Below are 25,697 nucleotides of genomic sequence, written 5' to 3'. Positions count from 1 at the left end.
ACCGAAGAATTTTTTCTTCGGCTTCTTATTTTTTACTATGAAATAAACACGTTAGTACTTTCCCTATACCATTCTAAGTCAGGATCCGCTTTTTTGTATGTATTAGGTACTAAAGAGAAATCAAGCTCATTTTCATATAAACCTAGTAATTTGTTTTTTTTCGTAATTCTTTTCCCTTATTTTCAGCATAACCAAGATATTTGCCCAAGACAGCGACTAGGTAAATGCATATTCATGGGTGAAAGCAAAAACAAAAAAACGGAGGTTTCTCTTATGAATTCAGAAATGCATTTTTTACCTACTACTATGTATTCTCAAGATCATCATCAACTTCAACACGCAGATGAAAGGTTTATTGGCAGACCGTTTGGCTTTGGCAGACCGTTTGGTTTCGGACGCCCGTTTGGCTATGGCTTTGGCAGACCATTCGGCTATGGCTTTGGAGGTCCATTTTTAGGAGGATTAGCAGGAGGGCTAGTAGCAGGTTCACTGTTATCACCATATGGCTTTGGCGGCTACGGTTACGGTGGTTATCCTTATGGTGGCTTTGGCGGTTACGGCTATGGCTTCGGCGGCTGCTGTTAAACGTAAATAAAAGAAAAATCTCAGAAAAATCTCAGGAAAAGTATTTTTTACCCCATTCTTTTCTATAAAGAAATCTGTTTTGGAACGTAAGGCTTTATATCCATCCACAGTTAATCAGAGCGTGCACCCCGCTTAATATAAAAAACCATCTGGTGATTTTCCAGGTGGTTTTTGTGTGGAGTTTTTTTATGTAGGGAAGAAGTTATATATTTACGCACTTACTGGAGGTCTATGTCTAAAGCAGAAGATTACGACATGATGTTTATCAATACTTTTCCTGCTGCATGCAAAAATCAGCTGATATTGGGCATAATAGAGAGAGGAAAGGAGGCGTTTGCATGGATTTATTATCTGGAAACCCTTATTGGCAGACAACAGTAGCGAAGCCGCCTGTATACCCGTCTCTAGAGGAAGATATTGAGTGCGATGTTCTCATTATCGGAGGAGGAAGTTCAGGTGCACAGTGTGCTTACTATTTATGTGAGCAGGGGCTTGATGTTGTGGTTGTTGATAAACGTAAAGCAGGGCATGGAAGTACAATTGTAAATACCTCTCTTATTCAATATTTAGGAGATAAATTGTTTTACGAATTAGTCAACACGTTTGGAGAAGAAAGAACAGTCCTTCATTATAAGTTGTGCGAACAGGCCATTACAGATATTGAGGAAGCAGCTCAAAAGCTTCCGATTAATGCACAATTTATAAGAAGAGACAGCTTGTATTACGCAAGCTATGAAGAAGATATCCCGAAGATAAATAAAGACTATTTTTATATGCAAAAGCATGGATTTGACGCTGAAATCTTATCAGAAGAACAAATTGAAAAAGACTATGGGTTTAAAAAACGAATGGCAATGCTTATTAAAAATGATGCAGAGCTGAACCCTTACAGCTTTACACTCGGTCTGTTAGAGTACGGAAAACAGCATGGGGTTCGGATATTTGAAGAAACAGAAATTGTCGGTCAAAAGCTAGAAAAAGATGAAGCTGTATTTTTCACTAAAAATAAATCACAAATCAAAGCTAAACATGTCATTATGGCAGGAGGCTATGAAAATCAAGAATTTAAGAGAGAGAAAAAAGCTGTACTCACAAGTTCCTATGCTATCGTTACGAATCCTGTAAAAGATTTTACAGGATGGAAAAATCGAAATTTAATTTGGGAAACCGCTCGACCGTATATTTACATGAGAACAACTTCCGATAATCGAGTCATTATAGGCGGTCTTGATGAAAGCACGATTGTGCCGCAAGAACGTGATGCTAAACTCGTTCATAAAAGAGACAAACTTTTAAAAGAGTTCAATAAGCTTTTTCCTCATCTTCAAGTCGAAGCTGATTATTACATAAGCGCTTATTACGGTGGCACTCATGACGGGCTTCCCCTTATCGGAATATATGACGAAATGCCTAACTGTTACTTTCTAAGTGGATATGGGGATAACGGAACGGTGTATAATATGGTGCTAGCTAAAATCATAGCAGAACATATTACAACGAAGAAAAGCAGTGATTTAGAACTTTACATTCAAACAAGAAAAGTTTAATATGTGAGAAAATGGAAGGTTTTTAAAAAAGCCTTCTTTTTTTACATACATACATTTCTTGAAGTAGAGGAGAGACATAGTATGATAGATGGTCACGCTATTTATTTACGCCCCTTAACTGTCAGCGATGCGCACGACAGCCTTCGGTTGCAAAAGGACAATCGCGGTTTTTTTGAACGGTTTTCTATGATTCGAGAGCATTCTTTTTATACGTTGGAAAGCCAAGTAGAAAAAATTCAGCGTTATGAAGAGAACAGGAAAAACGATGAAGAATACTATTTTGGTCTTTTTCAAAAAGAGAATAATAAGCTGATTGGCACCATTAGTCTTTTTCAAGTGCTGCGCGGATCTTTACAAAGCGCGTTTATCGGCTATTTTCTAGATCAGCATTATAATGGAAAAGGGTACGCAACAGAAGCCGTAAAAGCACTTGTTGGCTATGCGTTTGAAGAGCTGCATCTTCACCGCATTGAAGCCGGCGTTATGCCACGTAATTTGCCTTCTCAGCGCGTACTTGAAAAAGCAGGGTTTCATAGGGAAGGAATTGCTAGAAAAAATGTAAATATTAATGGTATATGGGAAGACCATCAAGTCTTAGCTATCCTTAACCCTAATGATGACATAGAAGAAATAAACGAGTTCTTAAAATTTTGATATACGTTTTTACATTTAAATTTTATAATGAGAATAAGAGAATAGAACAGTCTATATTTAAATAGTAGGTGACTAAGGTAATGGAAGAGAGGAACATCAATGAAAAAGCCGTTTGGGATGTATTGCAGATGGCTAGCGAAGTAGTCGGAAGCAGGACGCTGTTTGTAGGGATTTTCGACGAACAATTTTCAGTTATGAAAGCCTTTAATAAAGAAGGGGGAAGCCTTGTAGAGGATGGACTGACGCTGCCGTTAGAGCTTGCGGTATGCAACTTAGTCACGTGTGATGAGCCCCTTGTTATTCCCAATACAAAACGCGATGTTAGAACGTCTAATTTAGCCATCATTGATGGTGCCCGGGTAGGTTCTTATTTAGGAACACCGATTGTGCTAGAAGACGGGAGAATGTTTGGTACTTTATGCGCGGTCGATCCGGATCCTTATCAGTTTAGCGAAAGTGAAATTCAAGGGTTAAACCGGCTGGCTGGTATTTTGTCTCATATTATTTATAAAAATCAAGCGGCTGTTTTGCCGAAAATTGAAGAGAAAATTCTGCAGCTTGATAAACTGGCGCTCGTAGGGCAGCTGGCAGCAGGGTTAGCGCATGAGATTCGAAACCCGATGCAGTCGGTGCGCGGTTTTATTCAATTTTTATTTAATGAAAATGAACAGGCAGAGCCTTTTCAAAAAATTGTTCTTGATGAACTGGACCGTATGAATGAACTTATTAACAACTTCTTGCTTGTCACGCAGCCAACAGCGCCTAAAAAAGAAATCGTATCGATTGTAGAAGTTATTCATGATACCGTTGCTTTCTTGAAAAGTGAAGCTGCGCTGTATAATGTCGAAATGAACGTAAGAATAGAAGGAGCCATTCCGCTTGTATCAATCGATCCTGCTCAAATGAGACAAGTGTTTATGAATCTTTTGAAAAACGCCATTGAAGCAATGGAGAAAAAGAAACGCGGGGAAGTAAATCTTATTATCAAAAAATGGGAAGATTGTGCTCTTATTGATATTCAAGATACCGGTTCTGGGATTCCGCTATCCATTATTAATAAAGTAGGAAATCCATTTTTCTCAACAAAAGATGGAACAGGCATGGGGTTAGGGCTTTCTATTTGTAAAACAATCATCAACGAGCATAACGGTAAGCTTTCGATTGAAAGTGATGAGAACGGGACAGTAGTGACGGTTAAGCTCCCTTTGACGCTTTAAGATAAAACAAAAAAAGAAAGGAGAGCAAGCCTCATCCTTTCTTTTTTTGCTGACCTTTTTAATATGCTGAACTGTCTTCAATCCAGTATTCATAGTCTTCCGCATCTTTTTTATTTAACTTTTTGCCATTGATGTAAATTTTGTCCCATTCGTAAATTTGTTTATCCAAATAAACATTAAATACAATGCGTACATGCTCTTTTTCTGTATAATCGTAGCCGGTAAATTGTACAACGTGATGACGGCCTTCTTTTTTAATATAGGTCCATTTTGGATGATCGTTGTACATTTCAAGCGTAATTGCTTCGTCGCCGTAGCGAACTACATCTTTAATATTCGTTTTTGTTGGTAAAAATGATAATCCCGCTCCGACTCCAAAAGTAATCACAAGCGCTAAGATGCTTAAACCAATAGCAATTCCGATGTGAGTGCCGCCTTTTATTTGCAGATAAGCTTCTTTCCGCTGCTCCGGCTGAGCTTCGGCTCGAACTAACACGTTTTTAACTTGTTTATAATACCAGCGGTTGGCACATAGCCCTGTAATAAGTGAAGCACCGCCGAACACAATTGCATCCGACCACTCTGGTATGTCTACAAAACACAAAAGGGAAAACCAAATTACCTCAATAAGCGTTAAAATAAAAAAGTGCTTATACATTTTTCGGTATGCAAACCAAGCGCTTGTCAGAAAAAAGGCTGCCCAGTTCCACGTGTTGTTTTTAGCTGGATTAGCTGTTTTTCCCCACTTCAAATCATAATAGGACGTATTTGTTCGAACTACTTTATGCTCTTTTTCAAAAGACAGGAGTTCATTTACTGCTTGTTCTTCCATTTAAAACACCTTTCATTGGTTATAATCTATCATCTAAAATGACTCTATTATTATACATTATTTCTATTATTTTTCTATTATTCCTTAAATTATTTTTAAAGTAAGAATATTTGTGCTATGGGTTTTTTTACGGGAACTTTCATAAAAAAGAAGAATATGGTAGATTTGAAGAAAAAGGAGGTGCTTAAACGTGAATCGTTTAAAGAAAGCCCTGCACCAATCGTGGTCAATTCATTCAAGCACGAAGTGGACGGCTGACAATCCTTCCAAAGGACAGTGCGGCGTGACAGCTCTTGTCGTTCAAGATATTAAAGGAGGAGGTATTTTAAAAACTTCGTGTAAAGAAGGCTGGCATTTCTATAATCAGCTCAACGGACAGCGCTGTGATTTTACACAAGAACAATTTCGTGAGCCTCTCCATTATGCAGACATTTTGTCCAGTCGGAAAGAAGCGTTTATGGATACGAATAAAGAGCAATATGAGGCTTTAAAGAAAAACGTAATGGCCTGTTTCATACATAAAAATTCCCTTTAGAAAGGAACACATAAATGAAAAGTATTCAGTATTCCATTGTTGATGTATTTGCACAGAGAAAATATACGGGAAATCAGCTCGCAGTTTTTAAAGACGCAGGAAGCCTTTCAGACAAAGAGATGCAGCAAATGGCTAAAGAAATTAATTTCTCTGAAACGACGTTTATTACGTCTTCTTCTGCAAAAGGGGAATATAAAGTGCGGATTTTTACGCCTAATGAAGAAGTGCCGTTTGCAGGCCATCCGACGCTCGGTACCGCTTATGTTATCCGAGAAGAACTAGAAGAAAAAGATACAGAGGAGCTTATTCTTCATTATAAAGCAGGTCCTACGCCCGTTACATATGATGAACAAAAAGATGTACTATGGATGACACAAAGTCAGCCGACGTTTGGGAAAGTGCTTGATAAAAAGCAAGTGGCGGATGTGTTAAACCTTGATGAAGCTTATATCGACACGCGTTTTCCCGTTCAAGAAGTATCCACCGGTCTGCCTGTCATCCTTGCCCCGTTAACATCATTAGAAGCAGCTAAAGAGATACATGTAGACAAAGAAAAATATTTCAAACTGATAGAAAATACAGAAGCGAAAGCGATTATGGTCTTTTCGCCGGAAACCTATCACCAAGATCATCAGCTAAACGTACGGGACTTTGCCGACTACTACGGCGTTCCAGAAGATGCAGCAACCGGCAGCGCCAACGGCTGTTTAGCAGCATATTTAGTTAAATACGGCTATTTTAATCAGACCGTGATTGACATACGTGTAGAACAAGGATACGAGATAGAAAGACCTTCACTGCTGTATGTAAAAGCTAGTTATGATGGAGAAGCTTTTCACATTAAAGTAGGCGGAAAAGTAGAGATGATTGCGCGCGGTGAATGGATTTTGTAACAAGCCGTTCATCTGCTGTTCACAATAAGTTCTTATCCTAATAAAAACGCAATAGGACCACGGCGTTTGGTTACACTAGTAAACAGATAGATACTGAAAGAATAAATGATGGCGGCCAAAAGGCCGCCATTTTAAATGGTTGATAAAAGGAGTGGCAGAAGAAATGATTCACATTTTACTGGCGGATGACGATGAGCATATGCGGCAATTAGTTCGTCACTATTTGCAGCTTGAAGGCTATGTGGTGCATGAAGCAAAAGACGGTGAGGAAGCTTCGGGTCTGCTTGCTAAGCAGCACATTCATTTAGCGGTTGTCGATATTATGATGCCTCATAAAGACGGATATGAAGTTTGCGAAGAAATACGCAGCTATTATGATTTTCCCATTATTTTATTAACAGCAAAAGATCAGCTGGAAGACAAAGAGAAAGGCTTTTTAGCGGGAACGGATGACTATGTTACAAAGCCGTTTGAACCAAAAGAATTGATTTTCCGAATCAAAGCCCTGCTTCGCCGATACGAAGTGGTAAATGAAAAAATGATCGTGCTGAACAACACCTCTATCGACCGAAAAAGCTATGAAGTGCACTGCAGCGGACGACTGTTAATCCTTCCAATGAAAGAATTTGAATTATTAGCTCAGCTTGCGAGCTATCCAGGAAGAATTTTCACAAGAGAAGAATTAATTCATCTGATATGGGGAGCGGATTTTAACGGAGATAACCGCACAATCGATGTACACGTAAAAAGGCTGCGCGAAAGGTTTGGACATACCGATGATTTTGTCATTACGACGGTTCGAGGCGTCGGCTATAAGCTTGAGGTGACGGCAAAATGAAGACGCTCTATTTGCGGATTGTCCTGACAACCATTGCTGTAATGGTATTTAGCAGTCTCCTAGCGTTTATTTTAGCAAACGTTTATTATCAGTACAGCTTAAAGCCTTATAACGATCAAAAGCTTACGCGTATGGCAAAAGACATTGCGAGCTTTTACGAAAGCAATAGGGGCGTGGATCAACAAGCTTATTTACAGCATATCAGTAAATTAGGTTATCAAATATATGTGGTGGACAGGAGCGGACATGAGACGTTTTACGGACGGGAATTTAGAAATCAGCGCTTAGAAAAGAGTGCTGTCAAACAAGTACTGGACGGAAAAATGTATCACGGAATTGCAAACTTTCCTTCACAGGTGTTTGTGACGGGATTTTTTGATAATGTGTTAGCCAATACCATCGGCGTGCCGTTAAAAGGAGAAAGTAATAAGCAGCAAGCGCTGTTTATCCGCCCTGATATTCAGCTGCAGTTCGGGGAAATGCGCATTTTTTTCTCGGTTATTTTACTGCTGATGATTGTATTAAGTATTTTATTTGTACTTATTAGTACGCGTTATTTAGTAAAACCAATTGTCAAGCTAACGGAAGCGACAAAACAAGTGGCAAAAGGAAAATACAACGTCGATCTGTACGTGAAGCGCCGAGACGAAATCGGGGCGCTTGCTTCACATTTTTCCGAGATGGCTAAAAGTTTAGAGCAGCTTGAAGAGATGCGCCAAGAATTTGTATCCAACGTGTCGCATGAAATTCAGTCTCCGCTGGCGTCCATTCAAGGGTTTTCGAAAACGCTCCGTTCTGCTCATCTTTCAGATGAACAGAGAAATGAGTATCTGTCTATTATTGAAGAAGAAAGCCGGCGCATGTCGTCACTCAGCAAACAGCTGCTTACGCTTGCTTCACTTGATAAAGAAAGTGAGCATATCGAAAAAAGTACGTTTGATGTTGCAGCTCAAATCAAGCAGGTGCTGTTTATGACGGAGTGGAGCTGGCGTGAAAAAGAGCTGGCTATTGAAATGGATCTTCCTTCAACGATGATTTCAGGCGATCAAAAACTGCTTCATCAAGTGTGGACAAATTTGATTACAAACAGCGTAAAGTTTACGGAAGAAGGAGGCACGCTGTCTCTTCGCGTTGGTATGGAAGACACGCATTGCCACGTGGAATTTCAAGATACGGGAATCGGCATGTCAAAAGAAAGCCTCCCGCATATTTTTAATCGTTTTTATAAAGAAGATAAAGCAAGAAGCCGGACCGAAGGAAGCAGCGGGCTTGGCTTAGCGATTGTGAAGCAAATTGTCGAAATGCATGGAGGTTCCATTCACGTTGAAAGCGAAAAAAGAAAAGGCAGCACCTTTCACATTTATCTTCCGAAAATGTAATGAGCCGTTCATCTTCCATTCATTTTCTATTTTTATACTTTAAATAGAATGAAAAAAGGAGATGAAAGAAACATGTTTTTGGCTTTACGTGAATTGAAACATGCGAAGCTGCGCTACTTACTCATTGGCGTGATTATGGTGTTAATTGTATGGCTTGTGCTTTTTGTATCAGGCTTAGCAAAGGGGCTTTCCTCTGACAATGCTTCAGCTGTTCAAGAAATGAAAGGAAATTACGTTGTGCTTCAAAAAGAAGCGGATCAGCGCCTGACGCGCTCTGTTTTATCCATAAACAAAACAGAAGATATTCAACAGCTAAGCGGCAAGAAAAATGCTGAGCCGCTTGGTGTGATGATGACAGCAATTATAAATGAAGGAAAAGCGAAAAAAATAGACGCCTCGTTTTTTGCCATAAGCACAAGCGGCTTTTTAGCTCCGAACGTAACAGAAGGGAAGATGATTACGGACGATGCGAAACATGAAGCCGTGGCGGACTCTTCGCTAAAAGAAGAAGGAGTAAAGCTAGGTGATATGATAAAAGATACGGCTTCAGGAAAAAGCTTTAGGATTGTTGGTTTTACAAAAAATCAGTCGTTTAGTCACGCTCCTGTTATTCATATTAATCTTACAGAGTGGAAGACAATTGAAAGCACAGGTGCTTTTAATGCAGTGGTGTTAAACATGAACGATAAAAAAGCACATGCTCTTCAAAAAAAGGAGTCTAACATTGACGTGATTAGTAAAGATGAAGCGTTAAAAGGAATTCCTGGCTATCAAGAAGAACAAGGCTCGCTTTTAATGATGGTCGCGTTTCTGTTTATCATTGGCGCTTTTGTATTAGCCGTTTTTTTCTACGTGATGACGCTTCAAAAAATGAATCAGTTTGGCGTGTTAAAAGCGATAGGAGCAAAAACAAGTTATTTAGCGCGAACGATTTTATCTCAAGTGGTTATGTTAACTTTATGCAGTCTCGCTATCAGTATTGGACTGACGTACGGAGTAGCTGCCATTTTGCCTGATTCGATGCCATTCCACTTGGATGTATCGCTAATTGCCGGCTGTTCGGCGCTGTTTGTAGCTGTTTCTGTACTGAGTTCATTATTGTCGCTGTATCGCGTAGCAAAAGTAGATGCGGTTGAAGCGATTGGGAGGGCTGTTTAATGAGTGAAGAAAAATTAGTTTTAGAGAATGTTAGCAAGTCGTTTGGAGACGGAGAAAACGCTGTAGTTGTGTTAAATGACCTATCGCTGCGTGTAAAAGCAGGAGAGCTTGTGGCGATTGTCGGTCCTTCTGGTTCTGGGAAAAGTACCTTTTTATCCATTGCAGGCGCGCTGCTTTCACCGTCTAGCGGACGTGTGATTATTGACGGAGACGAGATTAATAAAATGTCTCCATCACAAATGAACAGCATTCGCCTGAAGAAAATCGGCTTTATCTTTCAAGCAGCTAATTTAATTCCGTATTTAACGGTTCGCGATCAGCTTCTTCTTGTCACGGAACTAGAAGGAAGTCGAAATAAAGAAGCGAAAAAAAGAGCGGATGATTTGCTTGAAAAACTAGGGCTTGCTCATCGAAAGCATCACTATCCTGAAAGTCTATCGGGCGGAGAACGCCAGCGGGCAGCGATTGCAAGAGCGTGGATGAATAACCCTGAAATTATCTTTGCAGATGAACCGACGGCAAGCTTGGATTCAGAGCGAGGAAGAGCAGTCGTGCAAATGCTCGCAGATGAAGTAAAGCTAAGGGGCAAATCAGCTGTAATGGTTACGCATGACCAAAGAATGCTGGATTTATGTGACCGCGTTGTGTGGATGGAAGATGGAAAATTAGTAGAATCAAACAGCGTGCAAGTTTAAAAAAGTGCTGCTCTTGACAAGAGCAGCGCTTTTTTTGCGTTCTTCATTGTGCATATATTTGTCGTCTCGATTTGGAGCTTCCATACGTTTGCTTCTTTATTAGTAGATGGGTTAGTTATTCATATTCCACTTCTTTAAAAAGCGTATAGCCAAAATAAAACAACGCTATTTAGGAAGGAAGAAAATAAGAAACAGGAAATGAAAAGGCAATGAAGAAATAGTAAAAAGGTGATGAAACGATGAGAAAATGGAAAACAGCCGCGTTTGGACTTATCGTAGCAAGCTTTACGGGATGTTCAAGCAGTGGAGTTCTTGAAGAATCCCCGCCAAAAGCGTATCTCGAAGCAAACAACCACCTTTATGAAACAAAAGTTGGCACATACTGCTGGAAAGAGACGTGTGTGGATAAAGCAGGCCCTTTAGAATTGTTAAAAACCGAAAAGCCTATTGAAGTTAAAGCAAATGAATCGCTAGCGCTTATTATCAAACATAAGGGGCAGCCTAACGAGAGGCATATGGTACAAATACAAAACAAAAATGAAGTGGACATACCACTAAAGAAAAATAAGATGAAAACACCTTCTGAAAGAGGCACTTACTACTACTCATATTCAGTATGGTGGATGGATAAAAATCAAAAAAATGTATCCAATGGAGATGCGTTGTACGCGTTTGTGCTGGAAGTGAAATAAGGAGGTAGCATATGCAAACCCCCATTATTCTCATTGGACCTATGTGCGCTGGAAAAACGACGGTCGGTGAAAAAGTGGCAAAAAAACTAGATATTCCTCAGTGCTCAATGGATAAAGTGAGGTTTTCCTACTACAGGGAAATAGGATTCAGTAAAGAAACACAGCAAAACATTCGAGAAAAACAAGGATTTCAAGGCATGTACGCCTATTGGAAGCCGTTTGAAGCCTATGCCGTTAAAAGAATACTAGAAGAGTACAAACATGCGGTCATTGATTTTGGCGCGGGTCACTCAGTGTATGAAGACATGGGGTTGTTTCAGCAAGTAGAAAAGACGTTAAAACCTTACCAGTCTCTATTTTTATTGCTTCCTAGTGCTGATAAAGAAGAGTCTATACAACTATTACATCAAAGATTGCAGAAAATAACGGATGATAAAGATGTTTTTGAACTTAACAAACATTTTGTAACGCATCCATCAAATGAGATGCTGGCAAAGCAAACGATCTACACAAAAGAAAAATCGGCAGATACAGTAGCCGAAGAAATTATTTTATCTATATCAAAGGAGTGGAAGAAATGATTAAAAAAGTTGGTCAAATTATGGTGTATGTAAACGATCAAGATCAAGCGGTAAAGTTTTGGACAGAAAAAATGGGATTTCAAGTTATGTCTGAACAAAATAATGAACAAGGCATGAAGTGGATTGAGCTAGCACCGGTAGCGGGTGCCGAAACAACCATTATCCTTCATAACAAACAGCTAATAGCAAAAATGCAGCCAGAATTAAACGTCGGAACTCCTTCGCTGCTGTTTTTTACAGAGAATGTGGATGAACTATACAGAGATTTAACAGCTAAAAGCGTAACAGTGGGAGAAATCGTATCGATGCCTTCAGGACGAGTCTTTAATTTTTCAGACAGTGAAGGTAACTACTTTGCAGTTATGGAAAACGCGAATCATAAATAAAAGAAAAACACCGGGAGCATATATATTGTCTCGGTGTTTTACATGTAAAACAGGATGAGTTAGACTTCATTGTCATTAGTGAAATTAAATTCAATTAGCTTATTTCGCCCGTACTTTCCTGCGATTTGTCCTTCTTGATTAGCATTTTGCCCGCCGTTTTTGGCAATTTGTCCACCTTGAGATGCGTTTTGTCCACCGTTTATAGCAATTTGTCCGCCTTCATATGCAATATTTGTATAATAATTAATGGTTACACAGCATGGTTTTTTCTTGCGAGAACGCTTTTTAGAAGAATAATCGCTTTCTACATAATATTTGTCATCTGCTGAATTGTAGTAGCAATAATATTTTTTTATAGGATTCACTCCTTTCATCATAACTACTATATTTTATTCGTTATGCAAAGGTGTGCTTGTACACACGTGTATTAATATTCGTTTTATTTCTACAGAACGTAATAAGCTATTTTATAAGTCAAGGAGTGATGCTTCTCATGATAAAACTAATAGGAGAAAAAGTGTCGTTAAGAGAAGCGACACAGGAAGACGTTAATGAACTTTATTATTGGAAGTACGAAGAAAAAAACCAAGAAGCAAAAAAGTGGAATGCTCCGTACATACCAGAACGAAGACTCACGAAAGAAAAGTATATAAACTCATGGAAAAAAGAATATGAGCTTTTTCCGTCAGTTCCTCGAATACTTGCGATTATTATTAATGAAAAAACGGTGGGGACCGTGAGCTGCTATTGGGTGGACAAGCATACAAACTGGCTGGAAACCGGAATTGTCATTTACGACCCAGACTATTGGAGCGGAGGATACGGAACGGAAGCTTACCGCATGTGGATTGATTTTTTATTTGAATCTACACCTTTACATAGACTCGGTATGTCCACATGGTCAGGCAATATCAGAATGATCAAAACAGCTGCAAAAATAGGGATGAAAGAAGAAGCAAGAGTCAGAGAAGCACGTATCGTAAACGGTAACTATTTTGACAGCATTAAAATGGGCATTCTGCGAAGGGAATGGAACAAAAAGATGCAGCAGGAGCTTTAATACCCTGTGTGCTATGTTTTCCTGTAAAAGTTTGTTTTTTATCCATAAGAATTAAGCAGTTTAGTTTGATATATCCTAATACGGGGAATGGAGGGGAGATGGGGACGTGTAAGATTTTTATATAATTTAAAACTTCTTCTTTCATGAACGGAAGAAGTTTTTCTTATGTGAAATCATGTCATATGTCAAATCTAGCATGTATAAGGTAGAAAAGAGGCAATATAGCCGTACTCTGTCATACTACAAAAAAGTTAGAAACAAACTGTGTGTATCTTTATGAAAGAATGCACTTATGGCAGAGAGAATGATGGTTGCGATGGAGGTAACTAGATGAACGTTGATGGAGAAAATAAAGTTCCTCATTTTTATTCACTGCGGTCTGTTTCGCAAAAATTATTTGAGGTTATTACCAACCAGCTGAATGTCCGCACAACGTACGTAACTAGAGAAGGAGAAACAGCGATGACGGTCCTCAGCTCATATAACGAGAAGGAAGAAATTATTCCTGAAGGATACAGCGTTGAATACGGAGGTACATACTGCCGCTTAATCATTATGAATGACGGAGACGTTATGCATACGGCAAATCTGATGAAGGATGCCGTTACCAGACAGCTAGAAGTAACGGATCAATTGCAGGTAAAAGGTTTTTTAGGTGTTACATTAAAAGATTTAAAAGGAAATGTATTTGGAACACTCTGTGTAATGGACAAGGAAGAAAAAGAATTTTCAGGAGAAGATATTGCTTTTTTACAATCAATGGCAGGTATCTTATCTCATATGATCGATCTGGATGAAACACGATATCAGATGGGGTTTTTTAAGTGTCCCAATCATTCCGATTACAGAAGGTGTTTCGATTCTTTCTCTTCAAGGTATTATTGATAAAGAGCGTGCGGATCAGATTATGACAGATGTGCTTCACGATGCAGCTCATAATGAAATAGATTACTTTATCATTGATTTATCGAAGCTGCTTCTGAGAGAAAAAGAGTTTCCGAATTTCTTCTTAAAAATGATTACAGCACTTCAGCTTATGGGTGCTCAAGTAGTTATAACAGGTGTAACGCCCACATTTGCGAAAGAGCAAATTAAAAATCATGATTTGAAAAACTTACAGTTAAAAGTCGTGAAAAATATTCAACAAGCTCTTCAATGTGTGGGGTATAACTTAATCAAAACATGAAGCAAGCCTTAGCTCTATGAGCCAAGGCTTATTTTTGTGTATGTATATAACAAGCTGGTATGATCAGAAGCTGTGAAAGCATCAAATGCAGCATAAAGTGAATATAGATAAAAAATATAACTTTATTGAAGCCTTGCGTGATGATTATTACGCATCTTTTGACGGTGTAAGAAATAGCCGCGGGAGAGGCCTGCGTATGGCTGATGATCTTTTTTGTGGTATGCAAAAACATCATGGGGGGAAATACATGCGAGTAAACTTCAAAAGGTCCGCACAAACGGATGTGAATATAAAAAAGAAACAGCCGAGAACACTTCAGTCCACGTTAAACACAATAGGGATACTTATGTTTATTGGAATTTTGATTAGGTGGTGGACCGTGCCGTTTGCCGTTAGTAAGGATCTTCAAATTTACTATAATCCAGATTTTCAAATGAAGCCCAGTGAGTGCAAGGAATTTCTTGCGTTCGTTTTATGCGCAGCAAGCGTGTATTTTAGTTTAGTAAATGTCTACTTTTTAGGAAAAACAGGTAAAACACTAGTCTATACCGTTCTTGTTTTACTGGCTGTCTTTAACCTCTATATGATGCTTGCACTTCTTGCTGTAGCCACGCATTAAAGGCGTGCGTGCAGCTTAAAAGAAAGAGGACAAACTCTCCTTTCTCCTTTAGAGTGTTTTACGATTTTTCTATGTAAAAAAACTGATAGGTCTTCAACTATCTTCATTAGTTGAGCTTTCATAGCACTTCCACCTTTTGATATTTTTTACCTGGCACATATGTAAATAGTATGTATGTTTTTACTTTCATACAATTCTATCAAGTCCATTAAAACAGTTTTATTTTCTAAATTCAACTGAAAAGTATTTTCATTATTTTTCCATAAACTAACCGAGATAAGCTGCTATAAGGTTTAAAGAAAAAAAGAAAATTGAAATGATTTTTTACGAGTTTAATATCTTGACGAAAAAATATTTCAGGAATAAGATATGTTACATAAAGTAACGAGTGAAAGAAAAGTTACTTTTAAAAGATTATATTTTTCCTAACAGGAGGAAGAGATATGGAAGCGATGACTTTTGTTTTATTCGGTTCAACAGGTGATTTAGCGAAACGCAAAATTTATCCTGCACTCTATAATTTATTTGTAGATGGGAAAATCCCTAAATCAATTTCTGTTGTAGGACTAGGCAGAAGGAAGATGTCCGATGCAGATTTTCAGAAAAAAGTAGAAGAATCTATTCATACTTTTTCACGTCGCGTCGAAAAAGATTCATCTCTTATGCAGCATTTTCTTTCAGCTTTTCGCTACAGTCAATTGGATGCAACGAATGTTGAAGACTATAAAAGTCTGTTAAATCTAGTAGAAGCACGAGAAGCAGAACTAAACATTCCAAGCAACCGAATGTTTTATCTCTCCGTTGCCCCAGAATTTTTCGGTACGATCGCCGAGCATATTAAAAACAGTGGCTTAGGTGCTACAAAAGGTTGGAAACGGTTAATTATTGAAAAACCGTTTGGCCATGATCTACAGTCAGCTCGACAATTAAACGAAAACTTGAGCAAAGCGTTTAAAGAAAAAGAGATTTACCGCATTGACCACTATCTTGGCAAGTCGATGGTGCAAAATTTAGAAGCGCTGGAATTCGCTAATCCTATTCTTCAATCATTATGGAATAACGAACATATTGCGAATATACAAATTACAGCAAGTGAAACGGTCGGGGTAGAGGAAAGAGCAAGCTATTATGACCATTCGGGAGCCATTCGAGATATGGTTCAAAATCATATGCTGCAAATGCTGATGATGACGGCTATGCACTTACCGGCCCGCATTAGCGCTGATGATATTCGAAACGAAAAAATAAATGTGTTAAAAGCACTTCGTCCGCTTGTAAAAGAAGATATGGATCTAGACGTTATTCGCGGTCAATATGAGGCCGGAAAAATAAACGGCTCTTCAGTGGAGAGCTACGTAAATGAGCCCGGCGTATCACCATCTTCGCAGACGGACACGTTTTTAGCAGCCAGACTATATATCGATAATTCGCTTTGGAAAGGCGTTCCTTTCTACATTCGTACAGGGAAAAGAATGGCTGAAAAAGCGACGCGAATTGTTATTGAATTCAAAGACTCGTTAAAAGAGTTGTACTTAGACAAAGGAGAAACAACATCTCCAAATCTGTTGATCATTGAAATTAACCCGCATGAAAATATTACGCTGCAGTTGAACAGCAAAAATCCATTTAATCATGGTCATATTGAGCCTGTACAAATTAATTTTTCAGGTCAGCAAGAAGGAGCACCGGAAGCATATGAGCGTCTTATTGCAGATGCATGCGCCGGAGATTCTACATTTTTTGCTCATTGGAAAGAAGTAGAGCTAGCTTGGGAATGGGTTCAGCCGCTTCTTGAAGCATTTGAGGGAAATACAGTGCCGCTTTATAAATATGCTGCTGGTTCACACGGCCCTGATGCATCACATGCACTTTTAGAAAAAGACGGTTTTAAATGGTGGCTGGATGAAGAAACAGCAAGTCAATCACGCGAAGTGCAGCCAGTTTAATACAAACAAAGCGAAAGAAGGATGACACATGAGTACCAACATAGACACACTTGCAGTTAATACGATTCGCACCCTGTCAATTGATGCGGTGAACGCAGCCAATTCAGGCCACCCCGGGCTTCCGATGGGAGCGGCTCCGATGACCTATGCGCTATGGGCGAATCACTTACAGCACAATCCGGTAAATTCAAGCTGGTTTAACCGAGATCGTTTTATCTTATCAGCCGGTCATGGCTCAAGCTTGCTGTATAGCATGCTTCATCTAAGCGGATACAATGTATCAATAGAAGATTTAAAAAGCTTTCGCAAGCTAAACAGTAAAACACCGGGACATCCTGAATTTGGCCATACGGACGGCGTGGAAGCCACAACAGGTCCTTTAGGTCAAGGAATTGCAAATGCAGTCGGAATGGCAATGGCAGAAGCTCATTTAGCAGCAAAATTTAACCAGTCAAAATTCCCAGTCATTGATCACTATACGTATACGTTAGTAGGCGATGGTGACTTGATGGAAGGCATTTCTTATGAAGCAATGTCCATGGCTGGCCATATGAAGCTTGGTAAACTTATCGCTTTATATGACTCCAACGATATTTCGTTAGACGGGGAATTAAATCTTTCGTTTAGTGAAAATATCCAAAAAAGAGCGGAATCTGCAAACTGGCAGTATTTGCTTGTAGAAGATGGAAATAACGTAGATGAAGTCACAAAAGCCATCGAAAAAGCGAAGCAGAACACCGAGCAGCCAACGCTTATTGAAGTGAGAACAATTATTGGCTACGGAAGTCCAAAAGTAGCGGGAACAAATAAAGCACACGGTAATCCGCTTGGAGAAGAAGAAGCAAAAGCAACAAAACAAGCCTACGGCTGGGAAACGGAAGAAAACTTCTATGTCCCAGAAGAAGTAAAAGCCCATTTTGAAAAGCTAGAAGAAAAAGGGATGAAAGCAGAAGCAGAGTGGAACGAGCTGTTTGCTTCTTACCAAAAAGAATACCCTATGCTCGCTGATGAATTAGAACGTGCCATCACAGGCGAAGCGTTAATTGAGGTGAATGATATTTTAACATTCTCATCAGAAAAAGCGATTTCGACTCGTGTTGCAAGCGGAGAAGCTATTAATTATTTCACTAAATCTGTGCCATCTATTTTTGGAGGAAGCGCTGATTTATCGCATTCCACGATGACGGACATTAAAGAAGAAGGCCCTTACGCACTCGGATATTTCGGTAACCGAAATATTTATTTCGGCGTACGTGAACATGCAATGGGAGCGGCCGGAAATGGAATGGCCCTTCACGGCGGTGTGAAGCCGTTTGTCAGCACATTCTTTGTTTTTAATGATTACTTGCGTCCAGCGATTCGTTTGGCTGCACTGCAAAAGCTGCCGGTCACGTATGTGTTTACTCATGATTCCATAGCAGTAGGAGAAGATGGACCGACTCATGAGCCCGTTGAACATTTAGCTTCTCTTCGTGCAATTCCAGGGCTTACCGTAATCCGTCCGTCTGATGCAAACGAAACAGCTAGCGCTTGGGCTTATGCGCTTCAGCAAGTGGAAGGTCCTGTAGCCTTAGTGCTTAGCCGTCAAAACTTGCCTGTGTTTGAAGAAACAAAACAAAATATCAACGACCTAGCTAAAGGAGCTTACGTATTAACCGAAACAAACGATAAGCCGGAGCTGATTTTTATCGCTACAGGTTCTGAAGTAGCACTAGCGGTCAGTGCTAAAACTCAGCTAGAGCGTGAAGGTATATCTGTACGTGTTGTAGCAATGCCTAGCTGGGAGCTGTTTAACAAGCAGTCAAAAGAGTATCAAGAGCGCATCTTGCCTGAATCTGTTTCAAAACGAATCTCTCTAGAAATGGGAATTTCACTTGGTTGGGAACGCTTTGTAGGACCAAAAGGAAAAGTGTTAGCTATTGACACATTCGGTGCTTCAGGAACGGGAGCTGATGTGATGAAGCTGTTTGGGTTTACAGAAGAAAACGTAGTGGCACAAGCAAAAGAATTGCTAAAGGCTTAAATAAGAAGATGAAAAGATAAATAGAAGGAGCTGTTCACATGAAAGTAGGATTAGTTGGTTTAGGGAAAATGGGGATTAACTTAGGACAAAACTTATTGGATCACCGTCATGACGTTGTAACATTTGACGTAAATTCAAACGCAGTGGAACAAATGAAAGAGTATGGTGCTTCAGGAGTATCAAGCTTGCAGGAGCTTGTGCAGTCACTAGAAACACCAAGAGTTGTATGGCTGATGGTTCCTCATACGGTTGTTGATTCTGTTATTAGTGAAGTGAAGCCTCTTTTAGCTGAAGGAGATATCGTAATTGAAGCTGGAAACTCTCATTACAAAGAGTCTATTCGACGCTATAACGAGTTAAAAGAAAACAAAATCCGCTTTATGGACGTTGGAACATCTGGCGGAATGGAAGGCGCTCGTAACGGAGCTTGTTATATGATTGGCGGAGATCGTGAAGCGTGGGAAATTGTTGAACCTATCTTCCGCGATACAGCAGTAGAAAACGGATATCTATACGCTGGTGAAGCAGGCAGCGGCCACTTTTTAAAAATGGTTCATAACGGCATTGAATACGGCATGATGGCTGCAATCGGAGAAGGATTTGAAGTTCTTGAAAAAAGCCAATTTAACTATGATTACGAAAAAGTAGCGAGAGTATGGAACAATGGATCTGTTATTCGTTCATGGCTAATGGAATTAACAGAAAATGCATTCTCTAAAGATGCTAAGCTAGATGACATCAAAGGAGTTATGAACTCTTCTGGTGAAGGGAAATGGACGGTAGAAACCGCTCTAGACCTTCAAACAGCTACGCCGGTTATTGCAATGTCTTTACTGATGCGCTATCGCTCGCTTGAAGATGATACCTTTACAGGAAAGGTAGTTTCCGCACTTCGAAATGAGTTTGGCGGTCATGCGGTGGAAAAGAAATAACAAGTGAAATAGTGGGTATAGTAAAAAAAACTAATGGAGGAATGAAAAAATGAAATTTTTTATTGATACTGCAAACCTTGACGATATTAAAAAAGCAGACAAAGTGGGCGTTTTATCTGGCGTCACAACAAACCCTTCTCTTGTTGCAAAAGAAGGCGTAAAGTTTGAAGATCGTATTGAAGAAATTTTAAAAACTGTTCCAGAAGTAGAATCCGTTTCAGCAGAAGTGACGCCGGATGCCCAAACAGCAGAAGACATGATTGCGCAAGCAGAAGAACTAATTAAAATTAATGGCGGGGATCAAAATATTACGATTAAGCTTCCAATGACAATCGCTGGATTAGAAGCGACTCGCTACCTTGCTAAAAAAGGTGTGAAAACAAACGTAACGCTTATTTTCACTGTGAACCAAGCGCTTTTAGCAGCTCGTGCAGGTGCAACATATGTATCTCCATTCCTTGGTCGCCTTGATGATATTTCAGAAGACGGCGTACAGCTTGTGGCTAAAATTGCCGAGTTGTTCCGCATTCAAAATATTGACTCTCAAATCATTGCGGCTTCTGTAAGACATCCGGATCACGTTACACGCGTAGCCCTTGCCGGAGCTCATATTGCAACGATTCCATATTCAGTAATCGAGCAGCTTGTTAAACATCCTTTAACCGAACAAGGAATCGAAAAATTTGCGGCTGATTGGAAAAATGCTGTTCAAAATTAAGTAAAAGATAAAGAACGTGCGCATTCTAGAAAAAGAATGCACCCGTTCTCTCATAATATCCTTAAAGAGGTAAACACCATGAATACAGTAGATGCTAAGATGATTAAAACCCAATACGGTTCAGAGATTTATGTAGATGATGTAGAGCATATTAACTTTAAAAGCCTTCATGCGCCGAAAGTTAACCAGCCGCTCTATCGCATTGAATTTGAAATTGGCTACTTTTTATTAAAAGAACACAGATATTACGAATACGAAAAAAACTATTTTTGGCTTGCAGTAAGCGAAGATTTTAGTAAGCTAATTATTCAAGAACCTGATATGGAAAGCTTATTTGGAGCTAAAAGCGAAGAAGAAAGAAAGGTGACAAAAGAGCTTTTAAGTCAGTGGCTCATTCATACAGAGGCTTATAAAAAGCAATTAAATCAGCATATTAATGACTGCAAGAAAAGTAATAAGACAAATGAGGGCATAACGGCTGTTTTAGAAAAGCTGCTGAATATTTCAGCAGCAGACATTGAACAAGCCCCGATTGAGAAATTAGCTGCCTCACGATCAGTTTAACTTAAAAAAGTAGGTAGGCATTCATAGCTGCACTTGAAAAAGATGCTTCGTTTAAAACGCGAAGCATCTTTTTTTCAGTTTCAACTATTTAACTCTTTAAAATTCCTATGTTAAAACGACTCTATTACTTATTTCGCTAAAGCCCCCGTTACTTGAATAACTTATACCAGTATAAAGTGGTTCCAATAGTAGGATTATATGACTGCTTTAGTGTGTCAACTCCACCTAGTATGAATCCTTGTTTTACATAAAATCTGCATGCACCAAGATTATCATCTTGTGCTTCCAAGGACATTCCTATAAGTTTTCTTTGTTTTGCCCACTCTTCTGCTTTATTTAAGAGAAACTTTCCAACTCCGCTGCCTCTATAGTCTTTTTTAGTAGCAATGTTTTCAATATAACAGAAGCGATTCCAATCCTTAATGATTCTAATCTGTCCTATGCAAGTATTATTCATATAAGCTAAAAACAAAGCTTTATCCTCTCGGTTTATATATTGGCTCCAATCAAGTTTGTCATCTGGAAAACGTGTTTCTCTAGCTTCATCAAAAAGAACTTCTTTATAAGACCACCTTCCTGATTGTAAACTTGGGACAACTCTGCCATATAGCTTAAAATAATCATTTGTCATATTGATATCCTCTATTAAGTCATTATTTAATGGAGAAATAATGAGTTTACTTTCACTGCCCAATAGTACACACTTCCTTTTATGATGTTTTGAAAATATTTTATTTAAGGATAAATAAACCCTATCTTATTCAATATGACTGCCCGTTAGCTGAATAAGCCTTTCTTTATACAATACTATAAAAAGGAAATTTTCCCTTGCTATAATTAAAAGCAGCAATCCTTACAAAAAGCACCTTAGGAAAATAAAGGATAGTAATAAAAACGACATAATTGTCGTTTTTACATTGGCGAATCAATTTCAGGAGGTTACATTATATTAAAACGACAACATTGTCGTTTTAATATAAGGAGGCTGAAATGATGCTTATTACGATGTTAACAACAGGAACGCGGGGAGACACCCAGCCTTTTATGGCTTTAGGATTAGAGCTAAAAAAGAAAGGATACCGTGTACGAATTGCGGCTTCAGAAGCTTATCAAAACTTCATAAAATCGTATGGATTCGAATATGCCATGCTTCGAGGAGATGTTTCTAAAATTATAGAGAGCGGAGCAGCAGACGACGCGATTAATGCAGACAATCCTCTCAAATTTTTTTCGAGCTTAAAAAATGAAAAGATGATGGGTATGATGATGAATATACAAGAAGATTTGCACAAAGCATGCAAAGGAGCCGATGCAATTGTATATCATCCAGGTGCGGCAATTGGTTACTTTGCTGCTAAAGAGATGAATATACCAAGCATTCTAGCCAGCCCTTTTCCAATGACACCAACAAAAGACTATCCAGCTTTAATTTTTTATGATCGACCACGATTTGGAAAAATATATAATAAGCTGACGCATCGTATTTTTGAATGGGGATTTTGGAAAGTAGTAAATGGTCCTTTAAAAAAATATTGGGTTCAGCAGCATGGAACAGGACCTAACGATTTTTCATGTCCATATCCAAAGCAGCGTACAGCAGCTAACCCAACCATTATTTCGTCAAGTCCCACTGTATTTTCCGTATCTAAAGATTGGCCTGAACACGTTCATTCCTACGGAAATTGGTTTATGGACAGTGACCATAGCTATCAGCCGGAAGAGAAGCTGGAAAGGTTTTTAAAGGCTGGAGAACCGCCAGTTTATATTGGATTTGGAAGTGTTGGTGATAAAAAAAACGCAGGCGAAACGACTGCTTTAGTGATTAAAGCCTTAAAACTTGCCGGGAAACGAGGTATCATCAATACAGGAGGAAGAGGAATGAATCACACGGAAGAGATAGCAGAAGACCTTTTATTTGTAAAAGATATTCCTCATGAGTGGCTGTTTCCTAAAATGTCTGCCGTTGTTCATCATGGAGGAGCAGGAACAACAGCCGAAGGCCTCCGAGCTGGTGTACCAAGTATTATTGTTCCTTATGGAAATGACCAATTTGCTTGGGGAAGAAAAATTCACGAGCTAGGAGCTGGAGCAAAAGCCATTCCGAGAAAAGAATTGACGGCTGAAAAATTATCCGCAGCCATTTCCTGTACGCAAGTTAATGAAATTCGATCCAAAGCACAAGAAATCGGAAAACAAATCCGAGCTGAAAAAGGAGCTGAAAAAGCAGCTCAGGTTATTATTGATGCACTCGAGACATTCGAAAATAAATAAAAAAGTAAGCGAGCGTGAAAAAATGCCAAAAGTAAGGGAAGGATACGCTGAAAAAAAGAAGCAAGAGATTTTAGAAGCAGCCAAAAGAGTATGCAGAAGCAAACCGGTGCATGATGTAGCCATGCGAGATATCGTTTTGGAAGCTGGAATGAGTCAGGGAGGCGTGTACAAATATTTTTCAAACCTTGATGAAGTATTTGTTGGACTTCTTAATCAAGAAAGCGTCAGCTATAAAGTAAAAGATAAAATTGAAGCCCTACTTCAGACAAAAAAAGATTCCTTTGAAATGTTGCATGATTTTATTATGTATATTGGAGAGCATATCCAAGAATCGATGACAGCAGGAGGAGAAATTTACTTTGAACTAGTAGCGTTGTATTCAAAAGACCCTCAGCGTTTTATGAAAATTGAAGATCAGCTAGTTGAAGTCTCTAACCTTAAATATATTCAAAAAAAGCTTCACGACTTTATTACGCAGCAAATAGAAGTAAAGAATTTCTCTCCGGCTGTACCAACAGATGATCTGCTGGCTTTTATGGCTACAGCGATCAACGGAATTACACAAAATCCAGCGCCGGTTTACAACGTCGATGAAAAGAAACAAGTTGCTGAGGCGGCAAACGTAGAACGGCATGTCAATACGCTTTCAATAGCCGTTCGAAAGCTATTAGGAGAATAAGTACAGCTGTAATATTAAAATGTATCTTATAATATTGTTAGCAGCGTTAAGTATATTTTTTAAAAAGGTTTTTTCACTTCTCCGTCTCCTTTGAATAGTTTTGCAAAAATTAAGCATAATACGACTGCAAACTATATTTAAGGAGATGGAAAAAATGAAAAAAGGGCTTATCATTGCTTCTTCAGTTCTTTTTCTTTCAGGCTTAGCTGCATGTGGAGGAAATAAAGACAATAACGCAATGGACAATACTCAAAATGACTTACGCAACACTTCTACAAACGACGGAGTTGATAACAATATCCCAATGGATAACACTGATCAACCGACCAAGTCAGTTGAAGCAGCACAAAATGTAGAAGATATGAAGGAAGTTGACGATGCATATGTGCTTCGCGATAATAATAACGCGTATGTAACGGTAGACCTAGCTGGAAATGACGCAGCGGACAACAATGATAACGGCAAGGTGAACACCGTAACGTATAACGGGGATACTTATCATGAAGTTTCAACTGATTTTGAGCAAAAAATTGCAGACCGCGTAAGAGAAGCAGATAGTAAAATCGACAAAGTATACGTGGCGTTTGTAAACACGGGCTTAGACAATATGAACAACAACAATAACGTACCTGGCGTAGATAAAAATGACAAGATGTATCGAGATGATGAAAAAGACAACAACCGTGATCCAGAAGATATTGTAGAAGATCCAAAAGATATGATGGACCGTAACAACAAAGATCAATAACATCAAAAAGGCCTCTGAATCACCAGAGGCCTTTGTTTCATTAACTAAGTTCAAGTAAAGAAATAAAAATCGGAAGAACACAGCAAGAAACGGCTGAAATAAAATCAAGCTCGTTCTGTTTTTTTGCAGAAAGCGTGAACTCCATCAAAATAATTGTCAGGATACTCATGAAAAGCGTTGCATAAAAAAGAAAATCGCGCTGACTTTCCACTAAAAACAACACCGCATTTAAAATCAAAATAACGGCATAAAGAAACTTAAGCAGCAAGTGAAGCTGCATGCTGAATTTATTCTCTTGTTTGTAGCGCAAGATATAAACAAAAAAGAAAATAAATAAAGTTAATTGCCATGAGGCAGGGAGTAGCTGCTGCCATAGATTGTCCAAGAAACTCATTCCTCCTATAAAACGATGATGCATATATGTAACACACACGTTTTTATTTTAAAAGTGAAGAGTATCTTTAGGCAAGAGCAATTTTTCATTTTTTATAGACTTTTAATATAAAAAAAGAAAGGTCATCACGACCATTCTTTTTACTTCACTTCAATTAAAACCTTCGTACCGTCAGGAAACTCGTCTACTTGATGGGAGATCCAAGACCCGGCGCCTCGGTTGTCTGAAGGCTTTACATATTCAATATCAGCACCGCTTCCGCCTTCTTCACAAAAGGCCATCGGAAACTCATCTCGGTCATAGCCGCTTTTAGTCGGAATGCCTTTTAAAGACTCACGGCGGTTTTCCTCAGCCCCGTCTCGGTCAATTGTACAAACAGCCGATTTTCCTTTATCGATTGCATGTTGAATGTGCGCTGCAGTTTCAGGGTAACGATCAGCAGGGAAGGTAATTACTTCATCGTAGGAGGTATTCGTTGAAGAGTTCTGCTCTAACGGATTTCCTTTAATCATAACAATAACGGCTAATACTAAAATTAAAATACCAGAAACAATTTTTTTCAATC

Annotated in this window: 30 protein-coding genes; 25 read left to right on the top strand and 5 right to left on the bottom strand. The window is 39.0% G+C overall.

From position 1 onward, the window contains the following. Nucleotides 1–273: 273 nt before the first annotated feature. The 4 genes from ymaG (at nucleotide 274) to AC3WJG_RS00730 (ending at nucleotide 4,003) form a co-directional block, all read left to right on the top strand. The gene (ymaG, locus tag AC3WJG_RS00745) at nucleotides 274–585 is read left to right on the top strand and encodes an inner spore coat protein YmaG (protein ID WP_337134184.1); all 312 of its coding nucleotides are present in this window, start codon (nucleotides 274–276) and stop codon (nucleotides 583–585) included. A 338-nt stretch (nucleotides 586–923) separates the two neighbouring features. After that, nucleotides 924–2,132 (top strand): NAD(P)/FAD-dependent oxidoreductase, encoded by a 1,209-nt coding sequence (locus tag AC3WJG_RS00740; protein WP_337134183.1) that lies wholly within the window; start codon nucleotides 924–926, stop codon nucleotides 2,130–2,132. Between the two features lie 81 nt (nucleotides 2,133–2,213). After that, nucleotides 2,214–2,786 (top strand): GNAT family N-acetyltransferase, encoded by a 573-nt coding sequence (locus tag AC3WJG_RS00735; RefSeq protein WP_337134181.1) that lies wholly within the window; start codon nucleotides 2,214–2,216, stop codon nucleotides 2,784–2,786. Nucleotides 2,787–2,866: 80 nt separating this feature from the next. Beyond that, nucleotides 2,867–4,003 carry a GAF domain-containing sensor histidine kinase gene (locus AC3WJG_RS00730; protein WP_028409318.1) on the top strand — a complete coding sequence of 379 codons (1,137 nt, stop codon included), beginning with the start codon at nucleotides 2,867–2,869 and terminating at the stop codon, nucleotides 4,001–4,003. 58 nt (nucleotides 4,004–4,061) lie between these two features. Here the strand turns inward: AC3WJG_RS00730 and AC3WJG_RS00725 are convergent, their stop codons facing one another. Further along, nucleotides 4,062–4,835 carry a DUF2628 domain-containing protein gene (locus tag AC3WJG_RS00725; protein WP_337134179.1) on the bottom strand — a complete coding sequence of 258 codons (774 nt, stop codon included), beginning with the start codon at nucleotides 4,833–4,835 and terminating at the stop codon, nucleotides 4,062–4,064. Nucleotides 4,836–5,025: 190 nt separating this feature from the next. On the opposite strand from AC3WJG_RS00725, the gene AC3WJG_RS00720 reads away from it, so the two are divergent. From AC3WJG_RS00720 to AC3WJG_RS00680, 9 genes are all read left to right on the top strand, one after another. Then, nucleotides 5,026–5,370, top strand: a complete 345-nt coding sequence (locus tag AC3WJG_RS00720) for a YunG family protein (RefSeq protein WP_337134177.1) — start codon at nucleotides 5,026–5,028, stop codon at nucleotides 5,368–5,370. Between the two features lie 14 nt (nucleotides 5,371–5,384). After that, nucleotides 5,385–6,263: a PhzF family phenazine biosynthesis protein gene (locus AC3WJG_RS00715; protein WP_337134175.1), complete on the top strand. Its 879-nt coding sequence runs from the start codon at nucleotides 5,385–5,387 to the stop codon at nucleotides 6,261–6,263. Nucleotides 6,264–6,426: 163 nt separating this feature from the next. Further along, nucleotides 6,427–7,101, top strand: coding sequence for a response regulator transcription factor (locus AC3WJG_RS00710; protein WP_028409314.1), 675 nt, complete (start codon nucleotides 6,427–6,429; stop codon nucleotides 7,099–7,101). After that, on the top strand, nucleotides 7,098–8,480 hold the full coding sequence (locus tag AC3WJG_RS00705; protein ID WP_337134173.1) for a sensor histidine kinase: 1,383 nt from the start codon (nucleotides 7,098–7,100) through the stop codon (nucleotides 8,478–8,480). Before AC3WJG_RS00710 ends, AC3WJG_RS00705 begins: the two co-directional genes overlap by 4 nt. A 72-nt stretch (nucleotides 8,481–8,552) precedes the next feature. Then, nucleotides 8,553–9,638, top strand: a complete 1,086-nt coding sequence (locus AC3WJG_RS00700; protein ID WP_098334350.1) for an ABC transporter permease — start codon at nucleotides 8,553–8,555, stop codon at nucleotides 9,636–9,638. Further along, on the top strand, nucleotides 9,638–10,333 hold the full coding sequence (locus AC3WJG_RS00695) for an ABC transporter ATP-binding protein (protein ID WP_263033999.1): 696 nt from the start codon (nucleotides 9,638–9,640) through the stop codon (nucleotides 10,331–10,333). Before AC3WJG_RS00700 ends, AC3WJG_RS00695 begins: the two co-directional genes overlap by 1 nt. A 239-nt stretch (nucleotides 10,334–10,572) precedes the next feature. Beyond that, the gene (locus AC3WJG_RS00690) at nucleotides 10,573–11,025 is read left to right on the top strand and encodes a hypothetical protein (RefSeq protein WP_337134168.1); all 453 of its coding nucleotides are present in this window, start codon (nucleotides 10,573–10,575) and stop codon (nucleotides 11,023–11,025) included. A gap of 11 nt (nucleotides 11,026–11,036) precedes the next feature. Next, nucleotides 11,037–11,606, top strand: a complete 570-nt coding sequence (locus tag AC3WJG_RS00685; protein ID WP_337134165.1) for a shikimate kinase — start codon at nucleotides 11,037–11,039, stop codon at nucleotides 11,604–11,606. Beyond that, complete coding sequence (locus tag AC3WJG_RS00680; RefSeq protein ID WP_060745305.1) at nucleotides 11,603–11,992, top strand: VOC family protein; 390 nt, start codon at nucleotides 11,603–11,605, stop codon at nucleotides 11,990–11,992. The genes AC3WJG_RS00685 and AC3WJG_RS00680 overlap by 4 nt, the downstream gene beginning before the upstream one ends. A 59-nt stretch (nucleotides 11,993–12,051) precedes the next feature. On the opposite strand, the gene AC3WJG_RS00675 is transcribed toward AC3WJG_RS00680, so the two are convergent. Beyond that, nucleotides 12,052–12,357: a hypothetical protein gene (locus AC3WJG_RS00675; protein WP_337134163.1), complete on the bottom strand. Its 306-nt coding sequence runs from the start codon at nucleotides 12,355–12,357 to the stop codon at nucleotides 12,052–12,054. 128 nt (nucleotides 12,358–12,485) lie between these two features. Between AC3WJG_RS00675 and AC3WJG_RS00670 the strand changes: the two genes are divergently transcribed. The 9 genes from AC3WJG_RS00670 (at nucleotide 12,486) to AC3WJG_RS00630 (ending at nucleotide 21,040) form a co-directional block, all read left to right on the top strand. After that, on the top strand, nucleotides 12,486–13,052 hold the full coding sequence (locus AC3WJG_RS00670) for a GNAT family N-acetyltransferase (RefSeq protein WP_337134162.1): 567 nt from the start codon (nucleotides 12,486–12,488) through the stop codon (nucleotides 13,050–13,052). Nucleotides 13,053–13,382: 330 nt separating this feature from the next. After that, nucleotides 13,383–13,937 carry a GAF domain-containing protein gene (locus tag AC3WJG_RS00665; protein WP_337134160.1) on the top strand — a complete coding sequence of 185 codons (555 nt, stop codon included), beginning with the start codon at nucleotides 13,383–13,385 and terminating at the stop codon, nucleotides 13,935–13,937. Then, a complete protein-coding gene (locus AC3WJG_RS00660) occupies nucleotides 13,846–14,238 on the top strand; it encodes an STAS domain-containing protein (protein ID WP_337134158.1) in 393 nt (130 codons plus the stop codon). Before AC3WJG_RS00665 ends, AC3WJG_RS00660 begins: the two co-directional genes overlap by 92 nt. Before the next feature lie 196 nt (nucleotides 14,239–14,434). Continuing rightward, nucleotides 14,435–14,857, top strand: a complete 423-nt coding sequence (locus AC3WJG_RS00655) for a hypothetical protein (RefSeq protein ID WP_337134157.1) — start codon at nucleotides 14,435–14,437, stop codon at nucleotides 14,855–14,857. 443 nt (nucleotides 14,858–15,300) lie between these two features. After that, nucleotides 15,301–16,803: a glucose-6-phosphate dehydrogenase gene (zwf, locus tag AC3WJG_RS00650; RefSeq protein WP_337134156.1), complete on the top strand. Its 1,503-nt coding sequence runs from the start codon at nucleotides 15,301–15,303 to the stop codon at nucleotides 16,801–16,803. A 28-nt stretch (nucleotides 16,804–16,831) separates the two neighbouring features. Further along, the gene (gene tkt / locus AC3WJG_RS00645) at nucleotides 16,832–18,826 is read left to right on the top strand and encodes a transketolase (RefSeq protein ID WP_492587876.1); all 1,995 of its coding nucleotides are present in this window, start codon (nucleotides 16,832–16,834) and stop codon (nucleotides 18,824–18,826) included. 38 nt (nucleotides 18,827–18,864) lie between these two features. Beyond that, complete coding sequence (gene gnd / locus AC3WJG_RS00640; RefSeq protein WP_492587874.1) at nucleotides 18,865–19,758, top strand: phosphogluconate dehydrogenase (NAD(+)-dependent, decarboxylating); 894 nt, start codon at nucleotides 18,865–18,867, stop codon at nucleotides 19,756–19,758. A gap of 49 nt (nucleotides 19,759–19,807) precedes the next feature. After that, on the top strand, nucleotides 19,808–20,476 hold the full coding sequence (gene fsa, locus AC3WJG_RS00635) for a fructose-6-phosphate aldolase (RefSeq protein WP_492587872.1): 669 nt from the start codon (nucleotides 19,808–19,810) through the stop codon (nucleotides 20,474–20,476). A 78-nt stretch (nucleotides 20,477–20,554) separates the two neighbouring features. Further along, nucleotides 20,555–21,040, top strand: coding sequence for a hypothetical protein (locus AC3WJG_RS00630; protein ID WP_102813812.1), 486 nt, complete (start codon nucleotides 20,555–20,557; stop codon nucleotides 21,038–21,040). Between the two features lie 148 nt (nucleotides 21,041–21,188). On the opposite strand, the gene AC3WJG_RS00625 is transcribed toward AC3WJG_RS00630, so the two are convergent. Next, nucleotides 21,189–21,734: a GNAT family N-acetyltransferase gene (locus tag AC3WJG_RS00625; RefSeq protein WP_060745312.1), complete on the bottom strand. Its 546-nt coding sequence runs from the start codon at nucleotides 21,732–21,734 to the stop codon at nucleotides 21,189–21,191. 296 nt (nucleotides 21,735–22,030) lie between these two features. Here AC3WJG_RS00625 and AC3WJG_RS00620 point away from each other — a divergent pair, with 296 nt between their 5' ends. The 3 genes from AC3WJG_RS00620 to AC3WJG_RS00610 all read left to right on the top strand — a co-directional run bounded on the left by AC3WJG_RS00620 (nucleotide 22,031) and on the right by AC3WJG_RS00610 (nucleotide 24,738). After that, on the top strand, nucleotides 22,031–23,311 hold the full coding sequence (locus AC3WJG_RS00620; RefSeq protein ID WP_231504527.1) for a glycosyltransferase: 1,281 nt from the start codon (nucleotides 22,031–22,033) through the stop codon (nucleotides 23,309–23,311). Nucleotides 23,312–23,333: 22 nt separating this feature from the next. Further along, a complete protein-coding gene (locus AC3WJG_RS00615) occupies nucleotides 23,334–23,990 on the top strand; it encodes a TetR/AcrR family transcriptional regulator (RefSeq protein WP_028409297.1) in 657 nt (218 codons plus the stop codon). Between the two features lie 154 nt (nucleotides 23,991–24,144). After that, the gene (locus tag AC3WJG_RS00610) at nucleotides 24,145–24,738 is read left to right on the top strand and encodes a hypothetical protein (RefSeq protein ID WP_028409296.1); all 594 of its coding nucleotides are present in this window, start codon (nucleotides 24,145–24,147) and stop codon (nucleotides 24,736–24,738) included. Between the two features lie 40 nt (nucleotides 24,739–24,778). Here AC3WJG_RS00610 and AC3WJG_RS00605 read toward each other — a convergent pair whose 3' ends face one another. Together AC3WJG_RS00605 and AC3WJG_RS00600 are read right to left on the bottom strand one after the other, a co-directional pair. After that, a complete protein-coding gene (locus AC3WJG_RS00605; protein WP_225049451.1) occupies nucleotides 24,779–25,132 on the bottom strand; it encodes a DUF1516 family protein in 354 nt (117 codons plus the stop codon). Nucleotides 25,133–25,272: 140 nt separating this feature from the next. Next, nucleotides 25,273–25,695: a NucA/NucB deoxyribonuclease domain-containing protein gene (locus tag AC3WJG_RS00600; RefSeq protein ID WP_492587870.1), complete on the bottom strand. Its 423-nt coding sequence runs from the start codon at nucleotides 25,693–25,695 to the stop codon at nucleotides 25,273–25,275. Nucleotides 25,696–25,697: the final 2 nt, after the last annotated feature.

It is taken from the genome of Priestia sp. FW507-14D1A (genome assembly GCF_058781295.1).
This window is presented reverse-complemented; position numbering and strand designations above follow the sequence as displayed.

Coding starts and splice junctions, on each gene's coding strand:
- ymaG (WP_337134184.1), top strand. CDS start 274: ATGAATTCAGAAATGCATTTTTTACCTACTACTATGTATTCTCAAGAT.
- AC3WJG_RS00740 (WP_337134183.1), top strand. CDS start 924: ATGGATTTATTATCTGGAAACCCTTATTGGCAGACAACAGTAGCGAAG.
- AC3WJG_RS00735 (WP_337134181.1), top strand. CDS start 2,214: ATGATAGATGGTCACGCTATTTATTTACGCCCCTTAACTGTCAGCGAT.
- AC3WJG_RS00730 (WP_028409318.1), top strand. CDS start 2,867: ATGGAAGAGAGGAACATCAATGAAAAAGCCGTTTGGGATGTATTGCAG.
- AC3WJG_RS00725 (WP_337134179.1), bottom strand. CDS start 4,835: ATGGAAGAACAAGCAGTAAATGAACTCCTGTCTTTTGAAAAAGAGCAT.
- AC3WJG_RS00715 (WP_337134175.1), top strand. CDS start 5,385: ATGAAAAGTATTCAGTATTCCATTGTTGATGTATTTGCACAGAGAAAA.
- AC3WJG_RS00710 (WP_028409314.1), top strand. CDS start 6,427: ATGATTCACATTTTACTGGCGGATGACGATGAGCATATGCGGCAATTA.
- AC3WJG_RS00705 (WP_337134173.1), top strand. CDS start 7,098: ATGAAGACGCTCTATTTGCGGATTGTCCTGACAACCATTGCTGTAATG.
- AC3WJG_RS00700 (WP_098334350.1), top strand. CDS start 8,553: ATGTTTTTGGCTTTACGTGAATTGAAACATGCGAAGCTGCGCTACTTA.
- AC3WJG_RS00695 (WP_263033999.1), top strand. CDS start 9,638: ATGAGTGAAGAAAAATTAGTTTTAGAGAATGTTAGCAAGTCGTTTGGA.
- AC3WJG_RS00690 (WP_337134168.1), top strand. CDS start 10,573: ATGAGAAAATGGAAAACAGCCGCGTTTGGACTTATCGTAGCAAGCTTT.
- AC3WJG_RS00685 (WP_337134165.1), top strand. CDS start 11,037: ATGCAAACCCCCATTATTCTCATTGGACCTATGTGCGCTGGAAAAACG.
- AC3WJG_RS00680 (WP_060745305.1), top strand. CDS start 11,603: ATGATTAAAAAAGTTGGTCAAATTATGGTGTATGTAAACGATCAAGAT.
- AC3WJG_RS00670 (WP_337134162.1), top strand. CDS start 12,486: ATGATAAAACTAATAGGAGAAAAAGTGTCGTTAAGAGAAGCGACACAG.
- AC3WJG_RS00665 (WP_337134160.1), top strand. CDS start 13,383: ATGAACGTTGATGGAGAAAATAAAGTTCCTCATTTTTATTCACTGCGG.
- AC3WJG_RS00660 (WP_337134158.1), top strand. CDS start 13,846: ATGAAACACGATATCAGATGGGGTTTTTTAAGTGTCCCAATCATTCCG.
- AC3WJG_RS00655 (WP_337134157.1), top strand. CDS start 14,435: ATGGCTGATGATCTTTTTTGTGGTATGCAAAAACATCATGGGGGGAAA.
- zwf (WP_337134156.1), top strand. CDS start 15,301: ATGGAAGCGATGACTTTTGTTTTATTCGGTTCAACAGGTGATTTAGCG.
- tkt (WP_492587876.1), top strand. CDS start 16,832: ATGAGTACCAACATAGACACACTTGCAGTTAATACGATTCGCACCCTG.
- gnd (WP_492587874.1), top strand. CDS start 18,865: ATGAAAGTAGGATTAGTTGGTTTAGGGAAAATGGGGATTAACTTAGGA.
- fsa (WP_492587872.1), top strand. CDS start 19,808: ATGAAATTTTTTATTGATACTGCAAACCTTGACGATATTAAAAAAGCA.
- AC3WJG_RS00630 (WP_102813812.1), top strand. CDS start 20,555: ATGAATACAGTAGATGCTAAGATGATTAAAACCCAATACGGTTCAGAG.
- AC3WJG_RS00620 (WP_231504527.1), top strand. CDS start 22,031: ATGATGCTTATTACGATGTTAACAACAGGAACGCGGGGAGACACCCAG.
- AC3WJG_RS00615 (WP_028409297.1), top strand. CDS start 23,334: ATGCCAAAAGTAAGGGAAGGATACGCTGAAAAAAAGAAGCAAGAGATT.
- AC3WJG_RS00610 (WP_028409296.1), top strand. CDS start 24,145: ATGAAAAAAGGGCTTATCATTGCTTCTTCAGTTCTTTTTCTTTCAGGC.
- AC3WJG_RS00605 (WP_225049451.1), bottom strand. CDS start 25,132: ATGAGTTTCTTGGACAATCTATGGCAGCAGCTACTCCCTGCCTCATGG.